Genomic DNA, 16,536 nt, shown 5'->3' on the forward strand with positions numbered 1-16,536 from the left:
TTCTCGAGGAGATGTCTGAACCAACTGCGCGCTCCACGATCGGGGATTCCCTGGTCACCCGTCTGCGAGCCACGCGCCGTGCGCGTCGCACCCAGGCGGTGACCGGGACGCAGTCGACCCGTGAGTTGTTCGTCATCGCCTTCGCGGTGCCCATCGCGCTGATCCTGTTGCTGGGACTGCTCACCGTCATCACTCTGCTCGCGGCAGGCGATTCGTTCACCGGCATGGTGTCGACGGTCTTCGCGATGTGGCTCGTGGTCCATCACGTCCCGATCAGCGTCAACGAGCTCGCCATCGGTGTGCTGCCGTTGATGCCGACGATGGTGCTCGTCGTCGCGGTCGCCGCGGTGATCGGGCGGGTGGCGACCCCGGGCCGTACGCGCGCCGAACTCATCTCGCTGGTGCTCGCCGCCCTCGGCGGGCCGCTCGTCATCACCGCGCTGGGACTGGCGGTGGTCATGGACGCCTCCACTGCGTTGCCGGTGCAGGCGCCGGATCCGCTGACCGCATTCTGCTGGACCGCGGGGGTGCACGGGGTCGGTGTCGGCCTCGGTCTCGGACGCGGCCGTTGGGCGCAGGTGGGGGGCGTGCTCGGGATCACCTGGTGGGGACGACAGGCGGTGCGGACCGGTCTGGCCGGGGTGCTCGGGCTGTTCGTCGCGGCCGCACTGATGGTCGCCGTGCGGTTGGTCGTCAACTTCGACGTCACCGGGGAACTGATCCGCGCTGGCCACACCTGGTCGGGAATGCTCGGCCTGGTGGTGTTGTCGGTGCTGTACCTGCCCAACGTCATCATCGGTGCGGCGGGCTTCCTGGTGGGTGCCGACGTCCATGTCGGCACCGCGGCCGGTGACATCGTGAGCAGCCACGGTGGGTCGCTGCCCGGATTGCCGGTGTTGGCCGTGTTGCCCGACGGCGGGGCCGGTCACTGGATGGCCGTGCTGTTCGTCGTGCCCGCAGTGGTCGCCGTCGTGGTCGGTCGACGGTCTCTCGACATCGATCCGGTGCGCAACGCTCAGCGGGTCGCCGTCGCCGCGGCGATCACCGCCACCGTGATGGTCGTCGCCACCGCGCTCGCCGGGGGCGACCTCGGGGCATTGGGTTCCGCGGGAATCAACGTTCCCGCGGCCGGGGTTTTCGCATTCGGGTGGATCGCGGTGGTGGGAATGGTGATGGCACTCCTGGTCGGGTGTCTGCCTGCGTCGCTGCGGGAGCGACTCACCCCTGCCCACCCGTATGTGGTCACCGAATCCGGGTCCGACGACCGAGACGACTTCGTCACCGCCGATCATCACGGCGCGGATCGCGAGGGTGGCGACGACGTACGGACCGTCGAGGACGACGACACGGTGGAGATCCCGGACCGCGCCGACGCGATCGACGTCGAGACGCCCGGAGAGGGCGAGGACCTGATAGCCGCGGACGACTTCGGTAACCGACGACACTGACCGAGGGTCACCGGGCGGTCGGGACACGGCCCGAGTCCGGGCTGGCACCGGCTGGGAACTAGGCTCGCATGCGGCACGGAGACCGGGCGAACCCGGCCCGAACACCCGGTGTGGTTCCGGGTGCGACCGCTGGGGATGTGTCCCGTGGTCCTGCCCACCGATACGACCATTCCGAGGAGCCGGTCCTGAACGTCTCACCCGACCCTGCCGCACCCATCGTGGTGCTCGCTTCGGGTACCGGGACGTTGCTGAGTGCGCTCCTCGACGCCGGCGACGGCCCGGACAGTCCCTTCCGAGTGGTCGCTGTGGTCACCGACCGCGACTGTCCGGCCGCGGCTATCGCGGTGAGACGCGACCTCCCCGTCCACGTGCTGCCGATCGGGACCCACGCCTCCCGTGTCGAGTGGGACGTCGGGATGACCGCCGCCGTCGCGGGGTATCGGCCCCGGGTCGTGGTGACCGCGGGTTTCATGAAGATCCTCGGCTCCGCGTTCCTCGACGAGTTCGCCGGGCGGATCATCAACTCACACCCGGCGTTGCTGCCCGCGTTCCCGGGAGCTCACGCCGTGGCCGACGCACTCGCGCACGGCGTCAAGGTCAGCGGTTGTACCGTCCACCTGGTCGACGCCGGAGTCGACACCGGTCCGATCCTGGCCCAGGCCCCGGTGTTCGTCGAACCAGAGGACGACGAGATCACCCTGCACGAACGGATCAAAGCCGTGGAACGCGGACTCTTGGCGACCGTGGTCGCCGCGGTGATCCGCACCGGAGTCGACATCGACGGACGAAAGGCGCACATACGGTGAGCGACCAGACAGCTCGACTTCCCATCCGCCGGGCACTGGTGAGTGTCTACGACAAGACCGGTCTGACCGACCTGGCCCGCGGCCTCGCGGCAGCCGGTGTCGAGATCGTCTCCACTGGTTCGACGGCCAGGGTGATCGCCGAGTCCGGAGCCGAGGTCACCGAGGTCGCCGAGCTGACCGGCTTCCCGGAATGCCTGGACGGGCGGGTGAAGACCCTGCATCCGCGGGTGCACGCGGGCATCCTCGCCGACCGGCGCAAGGAGGATCACGTCGCGCAACTGGCCGAACTCGATGTGGCACCGTTCGACCTGGTGGTGGTCAATCTGTACCCGTTTGTCGAAACCGTCGCCTCCGGTGCGGAGTTCGATGCGGTGGTCGAGCAGATCGACATCGGCGGACCGTCGATGGTGCGCGCCGCGGCCAAGAACCACCCATCGGTGGCGGTGGTGGTCGACCCCGCCGACTACGCCCGGGTGCTGGAAGCGGTGGCGGATGGTGGCTTCGATCTGCGCGAGCGCACCGCCCTGGCCGCATCGGCCTTTCGCCACACCGCCGACTACGACGTCGCGGTGGCGACCTGGCTGTCGGCTCAACTCTCCGACGAGGGGTCCGACGGTGAGACCACCGACGAACTACCGGTTTGGGTGGGTGCGATCTGGCAGCGCAGCGCCGTGCTGCGGTACGGCGAGAACCCGCATCAGCGCGCCGCGCTGTACCGCAACGAGTCCGGGGCGCCGGGGCTCGCGCAGGCCGAGCAGCTGCACGGCAAGGAGATGAGCTACAACAACTTCACCGACGCCGACGCGGCGTGGCGATCTGCCCACGACTTCGACGAGCCCGCGGTCGCGATCATCAAACACGCCAACCCGTGCGGCATCGCCGTCGGCGCCGACGTGGCCGAGGCACACCGTAAGGCACATGCCTGCGACCCGGTCAGTGCGTACGGCGGTGTCATCGCGGCGAATCGCCCGGTCAGTGTGGCGATGGCCGAGCAGGTGGCCGAGATCTTCACCGAGGTGATCATCGCGCCCGCCTTCGACGACGGTGCGCTGAGTGTGCTGACCCGCAAGAAGAACATCCGGGTGTTGCTGGCCGAGCCGTTCCCACGGACGGGTACCGAGATGCGCCCCATCTCCGGTGGGCTGCTGGTGCAGGAGCGTGATGTCCTCGACGCCGACGGTGACGATTCGTCGTCGTGGCAGTTGGTCAGCGGCGAACCGGTCGACGCGGCCACCCTCGCCGACCTCGACTTCGCCTGGCGCGCGTGCCGCGCGGTCAAGTCGAACGCGATCCTGCTCGCCGCGGACGGCGCCTCGGTCGGTGTGGGAATGGGTCAGGTGAACCGGGTCGACTCGGCTCACCTCGCGGTGCAACGGGCAGGCGACCGAGCGGCAGGTTCCGTCGCCGCATCGGACGCGTTCTTCCCGTTCCCCGACGGCCTGCAGGTGTTGACCGCGGCCGGGGTGACGGCCATCGTGCAGCCGGGTGGGTCCATACGCGACAACGAGGTGATCGCCGCCGCGCAGGACGCCGGGATCGCCCTGTACCTGACCGGATCACGGCACTTCGCCCACTGACGCCGCCGCGAGCGTGACCCGCGCGATGTCGTCGTATGCACTTTGCGCTACGCGGTGCAGTGTTCTTGGATGATCGCATGAACGTCGGTGAACCGCGCTCGGTCGGCCCGCCGCGCGGCCCGCGTCCGGACAAACGTCTCGCGATCCTCGCCGCCGCGCGTGCGGTGTTTGCGGGCAACGGCTACCCGCGGACCAGTATGGAGGCGATCGCGTCGCGCGCCGGCGTGTCGAACAAGACCCTCTACAACCATTTCCGCGACAAGGCCGACCTCTTCGCGATCGTCATCGAACGGAGTGCCACCGAGGTCGCAGAGGCGCAACTGGCCATCGTCGAGGACTGTCTATCGGAAGTGCCCACCGACCTGGCCGGTGCCGCAGAGTCTCTGATCGATTTCAGCAGCCGGTGGACCGCATCGATGCGCGACTTCGCCGAGCATCAGGCGTTGGTGGAGGCCCTCCGCTTCGAGGTCGGTCGCGCACCCGCCGGTGCGGTCGAGCGGTGGCAGTTGTCGGGACCCGCGCGGGTGCGGACGGCGGTTGCCGAGGTCTTCGCCAGGTGGACCGAGCACGGGCTGCTCTGCGACGTCGACCCGGATCTTGCGGCCGTCCAGTTCGCGCGACTCATCGCCCCGGTGGACCCGCTCAATCCCCTCAAACCGGCCGACGGTGAGCAGGCCGAGATCTTGGTCGAGTCCGGGGTGCGCGTCTTCCTGCGCGGATACGGCCGCTGAGCCGCCCGTGCGGCATGCCGACCGGCGTTCGACACCGCAGCTCTCGCCACCTATATTGCATTACATCGTGCAATGTAGTTAGTGGGAGGACGACGATGGCGAGAGACACGGTCCGCATCGGTGTCGTGGCCGACGGATATCACCGGTTCACCGTCGGCGAGGATGGTTCCGGCGACGGCGTGCGATTGGCCGCGGAAGCCCGCGAGGCGGAGGAACTCGGATACGAGCTGTTCGCACTGAGCGATCATCTGCACGGGTCGCGTCCCACGTTCGACCCGTGGACCGCACTCACCTGGGTGGCGGCGTCGACGACGACGCTGACCGTTGTCACCGACGTCCTCGGGCTTCCCTACCGGCACCCGGCGGTACTCGCCAAGATGGCCGAGTCCCTCGATCGGCTCAGTGCATCGCGTCTCGTGCTGGGGATCGGGAACGGCGGCTACGACCCCGAATTCACCGCCTTCGGACTTGCGTCGAGGACACCGCGTGAGAAGGTCGATGCGCTCGCCGAGGGTATCGAGATGATGCAAGCGCTGTGGGGTCAGACGTCGGCGTCGCTGTCCGGCGACTACTACCGAATCGATGCGGCACAGCTGAGTCCTCCTGCGGCGCGCCGTGTTCCGGTATGGGTGGGGGGTTACGGTCCCCGGTCATTGGACACCATCGGGCGACTCGCCGATGGGTGGTTGCCTTCCTACGCACGACTCGGTCCGGACGGTAGCCGCGACGCGATCGCCCGGGTCAGATCGGCTGCGACCGAGGCCGGGCGAGACGCCGAGGCGCTGTCCCTGGTCACCAACATCAGTGTCGACCCGGGTTCGCGCAGTGCGGTCCGGACCGCCGACACACTGCGTGATGTCAGCGATCTCGGTTTCGACACGTTGTTGGTGTCCGGATTGCACACGTCGGGGGAACGCCGCTGGTTCGCCGAGGAGGTCGCACCGAAGGTGCGCGAATACTAGCGACCGGTGACGGACCAGGACCCGTTCACGCGGTACGTCGGTGTCGCGATCTGGTCGTGGTGGCGCCCTGCGCCGTCGTCTTCTTCTCCCCGGATGCGGTCGTCCCGCCGGTGGGTGTGCTCGTCTTCGGCTGTGGGGTAGGCGCTTTGCCGAGGTCATAGACCTGGTACCCGCCGACGGTGGTCGCACTGAAATTATCGGCCACCCACTGTTCGATCTGCGCGTTGACCGATCCGGCACGGCTACCGCCGAACATCCGCATCAGGTCGGCCGCGGCGGATCCGGTGATGCCGGAACCGCCGGACGACCTCGTCGTACCAGACCGGCCGAATCCGGTACTCGACACCAGGTAGTAACCGATCTGCTTGTCGGTCACGTACTTCTGGAACTGCGCCAGCGATGGCGCAGGGTCGTTGGAGAAGCCGCCGATGGCCATCACCGGAACCCTCGCCGACAACTCCAGGGATGCGGCTGTCGACGATCGGTCCACCGCCGCGGCCCACCGATCGTGGTTCTGTCGCAACAGGGTGTCCAGGGCGGGCGATGCGGTTGCGCCGCCGAATCCACCGCCGCCGAATCCACCACCTGCACCGCCACCGAATCGACCACCAGCACCACCACGGCTGGGTGAATGAGTGGTACCGGCATGCGCCGGGGTCACGCTGGGGCTTCCACCGGTGTGCGCGGAGGCATCGACGTCGATGGCGTAGGCCGCGGGCGCTCCGAGCCCGCACAGCGCGGCTACGGCCGCTGCGGTGATCGCCACCCGGCGTCCGACCCCACCCTTCGACGCTGCGGATTCGTCCGCACGCGAGCGGATTGCGGTAAACACCACGGCGACGACCGCGATGCCGCCGATCAAGACCACCCACTTGATCCACGACTGCCAGGCGGGTATCCGGTCGAGGAGGACGAAACCCCAGACGGTGGCGGCCAACACGATGCCGGAGAAGCCGATGCGCCCGACCACCCGTTCGCGTCCGACGGTCTGCCCTGCCCGCCAGGTCTCCCGCGCGCCGAGGCCGATCAATCCGGCTATCGGGGGAGCGATGGCCAGCGAATAGTACGGATGCGCGGTGCCGTTCATGTATGACAGCACCAACACGTCCAACAGCATCCACACCCCGAAGAGCAGTGCACCCGCGCGCACCGTATCCGTCCGCGGAGCCCGACCGCGCAGCACCAGTACGACGACGAGTGCGACCAGCGCCGCGGGCAGCAGGAAGGAGATCTCGATTCCGAACTCGCCGGTGAACAGGCGGGTGATACCCGGTGCGTTGCCGAACATGCCACCGCCGCCGCCGCGAAGTGCACGGGGGTTCTGACGTTGCACCTCATCGATGAGTCGTTGGGCGTCGGCCATCGACGGCATGCCGTTGCCGCGGCCCCCCGAGCCGCTACGCCCCTCGATGCGAGCCAGGCCGTTGTAGCCGAGCACCAGGTTCATGAAGTTGTTGTCGGTGGACCCGGCCAGATACGGCCGCGACGACGCCGGCCACAACAGCGTCAGCACCACGTACCAGCCCGCCGAGGCGACCATCACCACGGTGGCGACCACCAGGTGCCAGATCCGCTTGCTCACCACAGTGGGCGCAGCGACCAGATAGACCAGACCCAGCGCGGGCAGGACCATGACGCCTTCGAGCATCTTGGCCAGGAAGGCGAGTCCCACCGCGACGCCGGCCAGCGACAACCAGCGCAGGGAAGCGGTCGCGGTGGCCCGGATGGTGGCGTAGGCCGCGGCGGTCATCAGCAGCACCATCGCCGCATCCGGGTTGTTGAACCGGAACATCAGCGCCGCAACCGGGGTCAGGGCGAGCGCCGCGCCGGCGATCAGCCCCGCGGTTCGACCCCCCACGCGGGTGACTGCCGCGTACATCAGTGCGACGGACGCGACGCCCATCAACGCCTCCGGGATCAGCATGCTGGCCGACGAGTACCCGAAGATCTGTCCGGACAACCCCATGATCCACTGCGACACCGGCGGCTTGTCCACGGTGATGAAGTTGGACGGGTCGACGGATCCGAACAGCAAGGCTTCCCAATTCTGTGAACCCGCCCAGGCGGCGCCTGCGTAGAAACTATTCGCAGACCCGTTGACGGTGATGTTCCACAGGTAGAGCACAGCCGTCGCCACCAGCAGCGCCATGACCGACAACCGATCGCGACGAGTGGGCGGTGTCAGCGTCGTCGCTGGTGAGAGGGCTGTGGCGACGGATCTGACATCGGTGGACGGGGTTCTGGGCTCGAACTGTGCATCGGTCACGCCGCAGATGATCATCACGCTTGCTGCGGGTCGGTTGGCAGCTCCCTGTCAGTTGCCTGTGGATGAGCACGATCTCTCAGCGCCCGAGTGCACCCCGTATGGCATCGACGGCTTCGGTCACACCGGTAACCCGGTGCACCCCGGGCTGCGGCGGACTGATGGACCAGCCGTTCAACACAAAGGTCGGCCGGCCCAGGCGTGCCGCCAGCGCAACCTCGCTGAGAGTGCCCCAGTTGCAGCCCACCGCGACGACTGCGTCGCTGGCGGTCACCACCAGGCCGTTGCGCAATTGGCCGAGTCCGGTGGGGAGCGCAATGCTGAGGTGGGGTGCAGCACCTGTCCGGTCGTCACCGGGTAATAAGCCGACGCTGACGCCGCCGACTCTTGCGGCACCCGCGGCCGCGGCCGCCATGACACCGCTGAGCCCACCACAGACGATGACAGCCGACAGGCGAGTGACCAGCGCTTGTGCCAACTGATCGGCCAACAGGCAGATGTCGTCATCGGCGTCACCAGGTCCGACAACGGCAACGTGAATGGGGTTGACTGGAGTACTGGCAGACATTGCTTTCAGTGTCCCATCAGGATCGCTCGACCTCCTTCACGCACCCTCCGCACCAGTGGTCGAATGCACGTCCGGCAAAACACTCGTAGCGTGGAAGGGTGACGGTTGCTTCCACACAGGGCCCCGACGAGGGCCAGATCTCCACCCCACGACCAACCACCCGAACTCTCGGCGAGCTTCGTGCCGCCGGACACGTGCAGCGCGGCGTCAAGGACGAGCTGCGCAACAACCTGCTGATCAAACTCCGCTCCGGTGAGGATCCGTGGCCCGGTATCCAGGGCTTCGAGTCGACGGTGATCCCGCAGCTCGAGCGTGCGCTGCTGGCCGGACACGACGTGGTCCTGCTCGGCGAACGCGGTCAGGGCAAGACGCGCCTGCTGCGCACCATGATCGGCCTGCTCGACGAATGGACCCCCGTCATCGCGGAGTCCGAACTCGACGAGCACCCCTACGAGCCGATCACCCCGGCGTCCATCCGCAAGGCGGCGAACCTGCTCGACGACCTGCCCATCGAATGGCGACACCGCACCGAGCGGTACAGCGAGAAGCTGGCCACCCCGGACACCTCAGTGGGCGACCTGGTCGGCGACGTGGATCCGATGAAGGTGGCCGAGGGCCGCAGCCTCGGCGACCCCGAGACCATCCATTTCGGTCTGATCCCGCGAGCACATCGTGGGATCGTCGCCATCAACGAGCTGCCCGATCTCGCCGAGCGCATCCAGGTGTCGATGCTCAACGTGATGGAGGAACGCGACATCCAGGTTCGCGGTTACACCCTGCGCTTGCCGTTGGACGTCCTACTCATGGCCAGCGCAAACCCCGAGGACTACACGAACCGCGGCCGCATCATCACACCGCTGAAAGACCGCTTCGGCGCGGAGATCCGCACGCACTACCCATTGGAACTCGATGACGAGATCGCGGTGATCGACCAGGAGGCCGACCTCACCGCGACGGTCCCGGGCTTCATCGTCGAGATCCTTGCCCGGTTCACCCGACTGGTCCGCGATCACCCCGCCGTCGACCAACGATCCGGTGTTTCGGCGCGGTTCGCCATTGCGGGTGCCGAGACGGTGGCCGCAGCCGCGCTGTTGCGGGCGACGCTGCTCGGCGAGGAGGTGCCGGTCGCTCGCGTCGTCGATCTCGAGTCGGTGATCGAGGTGTTGCGCGGCAAGGTCGAGTTCGAGTCCGGGGAGGAGGGTCGCGAACTCGAGATCCTCGAGCACCTGTTGCGCAAGGCCACCGCCGACACCGTCCGTGACAACCTCGCGGGCATCGATATGGCCCGGCTGGTCGCCGCGCTGGACTCGGGTGAGCCGGTGGTCACCGGCGATCGGGTGACCGCCAAGGAACTGCTGGCGTCCATCCCGTCTCCCGACACCACCGGGCCGGTGCTCGATGAGATCGCGGCGCGCTTCGACGCGACCGTCGACGGTGAACGAGCCAGCGCGCTCGAGCTCGCGCTGGAGGGGCTCTTCCTGGCCCGACGGATCGGCAAGGAGGCCGACGAGTCCGGTCAGACCGTCTATGGCTGATGCCCCACCGTCATCCGCCCGTACGCACCGCCGTCATCAGCCCGCGCGGCGGAGCCGTCATCAGCCCATGAGGACCTCACATGGCACGTAAGACATTTCATCGTTCCCGTTACCATCGCTACACCGGTGGGCCGGATCCGTTGGCCCCACCGGTCGACCTCCGTGCCGCTCTCGACGAGATCGGTGAGGACGTGATGGCGGGGACGTCGCCGCAACGTGCGCTGCGAGAATACCTACGGCGCGGCAGCGAGCAGATGCGCGGTCTCGACAAACTGCGGGAGATGGCCAACCGTCGTCGTCGGGAGTTGCTGAAGAAGCACAACCTCGACGGCACCTTCGAAGAGATCCGCGAACTGCTCGACCGCGCGGTGCTGGAGGAACGCAAACAGCTCGCGCGCGACCTCGACGACGACGCTCGGTTCGCCGAGATGCAGATCGGGAACCTGCCACCTTCAACTGCGGACGCGGTGCAGGAGCTCTCGGACTACCCGTGGCGTAGCCCGGAGGCTCGTGCGGATTACCAGAAGATTCAGGATCTGCTGGGCCGGGAGATGCTGGATCAGCGGTTCGAGGGGATGAAGCAGGCGCTCGAGGGCGCCACCGACGCCGACCGACAGCAGATCTCCGAGATGCTCGGTGATCTCAACGAGTTGCTCGCCGCGCACAACCGCGGCGAGGACACCACCGCACAGTTCCAGCAGTTCATGGAGCGGCACGGTCAGTACTTCCCGGACAATCCCCAGAACACCGAAGAACTGATCGACGCACTGGCGAAACGGGCCGCGGCGGCCCAGCAGTTCTACAACTCGCTGTCGGACGAACAACGCGCCGAACTCGATCAGCTGGCGCAGCAGGCCTTCGGCTCGCCGGATCTGATGGCACAGCTCGTGCAGATGGATTCTCAACTGCGCGACGCCCGGCCGGGGCTGGACTGGGACAATGCCCAGAATTTCGAGGGCGACCAGGGGATGGGTATGGGTCAGGGGGCGGGTGCGCTGCGTGACCTCGCCGAACTGGAGTCGTTGTCCGAGCAGCTGTCACAGCAGTATGCCGGGGCGCAGATGGACGACATCGACCTCGATGCCGTGGCCAGGCAACTCGGCGACCAAGCAGCCGTCGACGCACGGACCTTGGCCGAGCTGGAGAAGGCGCTCAACGAACAGGGATTCTTCGAACGGACCTCGGACGGTCAGTTCACCCTGTCGCCGAAGGCGATGCGACAGCTCGGGCAATCCATCTTCAGGGACATCGCCGAGCGGTTGACGGGACGTCGCGGGGACCGGCAGACCCGCCGACAGGGTGCGCTCGGCGAGCCGAGCGGATCGTCACGGGAGTGGGAGTTCGGCGACACCGAACCGTGGGACGTGACGAGGACGATCGGCAACGCGGTGTTGCGCACGGTGTCCGAGGAGCCCGATCACACACGTGGTACGGGCCGGGGGATACGCATCGACGTCCGGGATGTGGAGGTCGCCGAGACCGAGTCGCGCACGCAGGCAGCTGTCGCGCTGCTCGTCGACACGTCGTTCTCGATGGAGATGGAGGGGCGCTGGCTTCCGATGAAGCGCACAGCGGTCGCGCTGAATCACCTCATCAGCACCCGGTTCCGCTCCGACGAACTCGAGATCATCGCGTTCGGGCGGCAGGCCCGGACCATCGACATCAACCAGCTGACCGGCCTGCAACCGCGGATGGAGCAGGGGACCAACCTGCACCACGCGCTGATGTTGGCCGGCAGGCACCTGCGCAGGCACCCGAATGCTCAGTCGGTGGTGCTCATCGTCACCGACGGTGAGCCGACCGCCCACCTCGAGGCCGATGGCGGGTCGTTCTTCGACTACCCGCCGCATCCGGCGACCATCGGGCTCACCGTGCGTGAACTCGACCACTTGTCCAGGTACGGCGCGCAGGTCACCTTCTTCCGCCTCGGTGACGACCCGAGCCTGGAGCGGTTCATCGATCAGATCGCGCGGCGGATCGGGGGACGGGTCGTCGCTCCGGACCTCGACGGTCTCGGGGCGGCCGTCGTGGGCGACTATCTCAGTGCGCGCAGAGGGCGGCGTCGCGGGTGATTTCGCGCCGATGACCGTTCGGGTCGGGACGTCCGGGTGGGTCTACCCACCATGGCGGGGGACCTTCTATCCGAAGGGCCTGGTACAACGGCGCGAGCTCGAATACCTCTCCCACACACTGAACTCGGTGGAGATCAACGGGACGTTCTACTCCCTGCAACGTCCGGAGAGCTTCCGCCGGTGGGCCGAGCAGGTGCCCGACGACTTCGCGTTCGCGGTCAAGGGACCACGGTTCATCACCCACATGAAGAAGCTGGTGGACGTGGACGTGCCGCTGGCGAACTTCTTCGCGTCCGGTGTGCTGGCGTTGGGCCGGCGGCTCGGACCCGTGTTGTGGCAACTCCCTGCGACCACGCGCTTCGATCCGGCCGTGCTGGCGGACTTCGTCGGACGCCTGCCCACCACGACCACCGCGGCGGCGGATTTGGCGACCCACCACGACAACCGGCTCGACGGTCGGGCGTTGACCAGTGTCGACACGGACCGGCCACTCCGGTACGCCCTCGAGGTCCGCAATCCCGAATTCGCCGATCCGGCCGCCTACCGCATTCTGCGTGAGGCGAATGTCGCACTGGTGCTCGCTGATTCAGCAGGTCGGTTCCCGGTGATCAACGAGGATACCGCCGATTTCGGGTACCTCCGTCTGCACGGGGACAGCGAGCTCTACGTCAGCGGCTACACCGACGAGGCGTTGGACAGGTGGGCGACGACGGTGCGCGCACGGGCACGAGGCGGTGACGTGTACGTCTACTTCGACAACGACACCAAGGTGCGCGCACCGATTGATGCCCGGGGGTTGCTCGGTCGGCTGGCGTGACCCGGTCACACCAGTGATCGCACCGCCATGGTCAGCCGCTCGACGGTGAGGTCGGGGCGCAACCGCGTTGCGCGGCCGAGGATCACCTGGCCGTGGACCGCGCTCCAGAAGACCTCGGTGAGCAGTTCGGGATCACGGCCGTCTGCCAGTGCTGTGACCGCCGAACGTATCTCGGCGAAGGCGTCGAGCAATGGAGTCGGCGTGGTCTCGTCGGCGAATCGCAGAACCGATGGTGCCGAGAACATCGCGTCGAACACCGCTGGGTGCTCGGCGGAGAACTCTGCATAAGCCTGCGCCACCGCCAACACCGATGCCCGCGCATCGTCCGTCGACGTACGTGCGGTCCGCAGCCGGGTGGCCATCTCCGCGAAACCCTGTACCGCGACCGCGGCGACGATCGCATCCTTGCCCGCGAAATGGCTGTACAGCACTGGCTGGCTGTAGGAGATGGTGTCGGCGAGGCGTCGGGTGGTGACCGCATCCCAACCGTCACTCTCGGCGATCGATCGCGCGGTGTCGATGATCAACCGATGTCGTTCCGCGCGATCGTGTGCACGGCGTTCTCTGGTGGCCACGATGAAGAATTCTAGCATTGCTAGACAGCGCCAGCCTTGCGGGTTATCGTTGTCGGCAGAAGATCTAGCGCCGCTAGATCTCGACCGAGGAGACACTATGAGCAGCTTTCGGCAGTTGTCCGTTCCGTCCCGTGTGGGTATCGCACTGGCCGTCGCCGGCGGGGGATTCATCAGCTACATCGGGTTGAGTTACCTGGCCGCACCGCAGTCCATCGCACCGGGTTTCGGCTTCCGGCAGTGGCCCGCGGGCGACGCAGACGGGTTCTACGCCATCAAGGGCATTCGCGATGTGGCGACCGGGTTGGTGCTGTTCGTGTTGTTGGCGATGGGCCAGCGCCGTGCCGCGGCCATCGTCATGGCGGTACTCACGGTGATCCCGCTCGGAGACGCGATGAATGTTGTCGCGCACGACGGCAGCGTCGCCACCGCACTCGGGGTGCACACGTTGACGGCAGCGATGATGATGGTCTCGAGTGCTCTCATGCTCGGCGGTCTGCGGGCCGAACAGTCGCACCCCGTGGTCGATCGTCTCCCGGTGGCTGTCTGACCTCGCGCTCACTCCCGGGAACGGTCGTCCAACACGATCAGGGGCTGATGTCGTGGGGGTAACCCCTTTCGCGGGAAACGTCGTTCCGCGACCCGCGTCCGCCACTCGGCCACCAGTTGGCTCGGCCCAGACCTGCCACCAACGCGGGGGCCAGCACCCCGCGGACGATGGTGGCGTCGATGATGATTCCCAGGGCAAGTGCGGTGGCCAGGATCTTCACGTCGGTGGTGGGCACGCGCGACAACGAGATGAACGCCAGGAACAGCACCAACGCGGCCGACGTGACCAACCGGCCGGTGCGGGCGATGCCGTGTACCGTCGCGGTGTCGGTGTCGGCACCGCCGTCGTATTCCTCGCGGATCCGGCTGAGCAGGAACACCTCGTAGTCCATCGACAGCCCGAACAGAAACGCGAACACCGCGATCGGGATCCACACGGTGATGGCGCCCGACGACCGCTGATCGAACAACAACTCGGTACCCACCCCGTGTTGCCAAATCAGCACCGTCACCCCGTAGGCCGCGGCCAGCGAGATCACGTTGAGCAGTAGGGCCTTCAGCGGCAGCACCACCGATCGCAATGCCCGGGCCAACAGCACGAAGGTGAGCACCACGATGATGAGGATGATCCACCAGGCGTTGCCGTACACCGCGTCGATGAAGTCGGCGTTCTGCGCGGCCGCACCACCGACCTGTGCCCCGGCGCCTTCGGCGACGTCGCGGACCGTAGCCGCGGCGTCCGAACCACCGGTGGCGACGTCGGCTCTCGTCCACACGTCGACGACCGACCTCCCGTTCGCCGTCCAGCCCTGGGGTGCGATCGCGGCCGCGACCCCGTCCACACGGGCCAACCGGTCGCGTAGCGCTGACGGGTCGCCGGTCACCACCTCCACCGGCTTGGTGAGTCCCGCCCCCAGGCCGGCGTCCTCGATCTGGGTGATCGCGCGTCCCGCCGGGCCGCTGGTTGAGGCCAGCGAGTCGTTCGTCGGGTCGGACAACCGGAGCCCGAGAACCGGGTAGGCGAGCGCCAGCAGCACGATCACGGCCAGCGCCGCCGCCACCCACCGTCGTCGCACCACCACTGCGCCCACCCGACGCCAGAGCGTGCTCTCCGGGTCGGTGGTCCGTCGATGCGGCCACTCCAGATGGCGTCCGACGGCCAACAGCAGCGCCGGTAACAAGGTCAGTGATGCGGCCACGCTGACCAGCGGTATCAACAATCCGGTGAATCCGATGCTGCGCAGGAACGGTACGGGCAGCGCCACCAACGCTGCCAGGCTGATGGCGACCGTGATGCCGGAGAACAACACCGACCGACCGGCCGTGGTCAACGCCGCGCGTACCGCCGCGGCATCGTCGCGCCCCGCGCCGCGTTCCTCCCGCCACCGGGTGACGATGAGCAGGGAGTAGTCGATGGCCACGCCGAGCCCGATCAGAGCCAGCAGGTACTGCACGATGAACGACACATCGGTGACGGCAGTGAGTCCCCACAACAGCAGGAACGTCGTGAGGATGGACGCCGCGGCGACGATCAGCGGCATCAGGGCAAGGAACGACCCGAAGACCAGGGCCAACACCACCAGGGCCCCGATGCCGCCGAACAGCGTCTCGGCCAACACGTCGACACCCCCGCCGCCACCCTCTTGGAGCGCGTCGACACCCGTCACGGTGACCGGCGTCCGTGTCTGAGACGCCGTGGTGGCGGCGAGCTTCTGCAGGGCGGGCAATGTCCGAACGTACGGTGACGGGCCCGGTGCGGGTTGGGGGTAGACCATCACCACGCCGGTGGTCCGATCCGCGGACAACAGTGCCGGGTCGTCGGCGAACGAGGCCACCCGCGCACCGGGCACCTCGGCGGTGACCGCCTTCGCGATCGCCGAACCGACAGACGTCGGCGCGGGTGTCGATCGGTCACCCACCACCAGCAGGATCGGGGGGCTGTTGCCCCCCGAGCCGAATTGCTCGGTGATCCGCTTGTTGGTCTCGTATCCCGGCTGCCCGGGCAGGCTGAAGTCGTAGGAGAGGGCGGATGTCGCCTGGGACGCGCCGAATCCGCCGACGACGGCGATCAGCAACCACGCGGCGATCACCCAACGACGATGCCGGATGACGATGTCGGCCAGCGTGTGCATGCGAGGTCCTTCCGCGGGGGAGGGGTCGGCGGTGACCTGACACCGTCACCAGTGCTTGGATGCGTTGATCACCTTGTGCAGCAGGGTGTTCAGCGTGGACGCTTCCGACTCGGTGAGCCCGAGGCGGTCGGTGGTGTTGAAGTCGACGACCGCGGCTCCCGCTCGTTGCAGCGCCTGGCGGCCTTCGGCGGTCAGATGCAGCGGGACGCTTCGACCATGTCGGTTCTCGATGTCACGGGTGAGCAACCCCCGTTCGGTCAACGCGCTCAACAGCTCGGCCATGCTCTGCTGACGGACGAGGATCGTGCGAGCCAGGTCTGCTTGACTCACGCCGGGATTGGCCGAAAGCTGGACCAGGACACCGAACTGGACCGGAGTCAGCTGTTCGGCGGCGAAGATCTCGTGGAACCGTCGGGCCACAGGGTGGTATGCCTGCACCAGGGTCCAGGCCGGGAGCGCGGCGATGTCGGCATCGGTCCACCGCCGTTCGCACACAGAGCTAGC

The 16,536-nt window shown here is 67.4% G+C and carries 14 protein-coding genes; 9 read left to right on the top strand and 5 right to left on the bottom strand.

The window, feature by feature from the left end; all coding sequences use genetic code 11:
* Positions 1–11 precede the first annotated feature (11 nt).
* From BW971_RS03280 to BW971_RS03300, 5 genes are all read left to right on the top strand, one after another.
* Entirely contained in the window at positions 12–1,448 is a 1,437-nt protein-coding gene (locus BW971_RS03280; protein ID WP_143690186.1) for a cell division protein PerM, read from the top strand.
* A gap of 137 nt (positions 1,449–1,585) precedes the next feature.
* Positions 1,586–2,254 carry a phosphoribosylglycinamide formyltransferase gene (gene purN, locus BW971_RS03285; protein ID WP_407701187.1) on the top strand — a complete coding sequence of 223 codons (669 nt, stop codon included), beginning with the start codon at positions 1,586–1,588 and terminating at the stop codon, positions 2,252–2,254.
* On the top strand, positions 2,251–3,831 hold the full coding sequence (gene purH / locus BW971_RS03290; RefSeq protein WP_076476592.1) for a bifunctional phosphoribosylaminoimidazolecarboxamide formyltransferase/IMP cyclohydrolase: 1,581 nt from the start codon (positions 2,251–2,253) through the stop codon (positions 3,829–3,831). Before purN ends, purH begins: the two co-directional genes overlap by 4 nt.
* Positions 3,832–3,908: 77 nt before the next feature.
* Positions 3,909–4,562, top strand: coding sequence for a TetR/AcrR family transcriptional regulator (locus BW971_RS03295; RefSeq protein WP_076477302.1), 654 nt, complete (start codon positions 3,909–3,911; stop codon positions 4,560–4,562).
* 95 nt (positions 4,563–4,657) lie between these two features.
* Complete coding sequence (locus BW971_RS03300) at positions 4,658–5,524, top strand: LLM class flavin-dependent oxidoreductase (RefSeq protein ID WP_076476594.1); 867 nt, start codon at positions 4,658–4,660, stop codon at positions 5,522–5,524.
* Between the two features lie 25 nt (positions 5,525–5,549).
* Here BW971_RS03300 and BW971_RS03305 read toward each other — a convergent pair whose 3' ends face one another.
* Both BW971_RS03305 and BW971_RS03310 read right to left on the bottom strand, forming a co-directional pair.
* Entirely contained in the window at positions 5,550–7,805 is a 2,256-nt protein-coding gene (locus tag BW971_RS03305; RefSeq protein ID WP_076476595.1) for an ArnT family glycosyltransferase, read from the bottom strand.
* A gap of 61 nt (positions 7,806–7,866) precedes the next feature.
* Positions 7,867–8,355 (bottom strand): SLOG cluster 4 domain-containing protein, encoded by a 489-nt coding sequence (locus BW971_RS03310; protein WP_076476597.1) that lies wholly within the window; start codon positions 8,353–8,355, stop codon positions 7,867–7,869.
* 98 nt (positions 8,356–8,453) lie between these two features.
* On the opposite strand from BW971_RS03310, the gene BW971_RS03315 reads away from it, so the two are divergent.
* The 3 genes from BW971_RS03315 (at position 8,454) to BW971_RS03325 (ending at position 12,779) form a co-directional block, all read left to right on the top strand.
* Complete coding sequence (locus tag BW971_RS03315; protein ID WP_076476598.1) at positions 8,454–9,890, top strand: sigma 54-interacting transcriptional regulator; 1,437 nt, start codon at positions 8,454–8,456, stop codon at positions 9,888–9,890.
* A gap of 80 nt (positions 9,891–9,970) precedes the next feature.
* Positions 9,971–11,962: a vWA domain-containing protein gene (locus BW971_RS03320; RefSeq protein ID WP_076476600.1), complete on the top strand. Its 1,992-nt coding sequence runs from the start codon at positions 9,971–9,973 to the stop codon at positions 11,960–11,962.
* A 10-nt stretch (positions 11,963–11,972) separates the two neighbouring features.
* On the top strand, positions 11,973–12,779 hold the full coding sequence (locus BW971_RS03325) for a DUF72 domain-containing protein (protein ID WP_076477306.1): 807 nt from the start codon (positions 11,973–11,975) through the stop codon (positions 12,777–12,779).
* Between the two features lie 5 nt (positions 12,780–12,784).
* Here BW971_RS03325 and BW971_RS03330 read toward each other — a convergent pair whose 3' ends face one another.
* Positions 12,785–13,354 (bottom strand): TetR/AcrR family transcriptional regulator, encoded by a 570-nt coding sequence (locus tag BW971_RS03330; protein ID WP_076477304.1) that lies wholly within the window; start codon positions 13,352–13,354, stop codon positions 12,785–12,787.
* Positions 13,355–13,451: 97 nt separating this feature from the next.
* On the opposite strand from BW971_RS03330, the gene BW971_RS03335 reads away from it, so the two are divergent.
* Positions 13,452–13,901 carry a DUF4267 domain-containing protein gene (locus BW971_RS03335; RefSeq protein WP_083709244.1) on the top strand — a complete coding sequence of 150 codons (450 nt, stop codon included), beginning with the start codon at positions 13,452–13,454 and terminating at the stop codon, positions 13,899–13,901.
* A gap of 37 nt (positions 13,902–13,938) precedes the next feature.
* On the opposite strand, the gene BW971_RS03340 is transcribed toward BW971_RS03335, so the two are convergent.
* Both BW971_RS03340 and BW971_RS03345 read right to left on the bottom strand, forming a co-directional pair.
* On the bottom strand, positions 13,939–16,032 hold the full coding sequence (locus tag BW971_RS03340; protein WP_076476601.1) for an MMPL family transporter: 2,094 nt from the start codon (positions 16,030–16,032) through the stop codon (positions 13,939–13,941).
* Positions 16,033–16,077: 45 nt separating this feature from the next.
* Positions 16,078–16,527, bottom strand: coding sequence for a MarR family winged helix-turn-helix transcriptional regulator (locus tag BW971_RS03345; protein WP_076476603.1), 450 nt, complete (start codon positions 16,525–16,527; stop codon positions 16,078–16,080).
* Positions 16,528–16,536: the final 9 nt, after the last annotated feature.

Source organism: Williamsia sterculiae, from assembly GCF_900156495.1.
In the GTDB taxonomy this organism is placed as follows: domain Bacteria; phylum Actinomycetota; class Actinomycetes; order Mycobacteriales; family Mycobacteriaceae; genus Williamsia_B; species Williamsia_B sterculiae.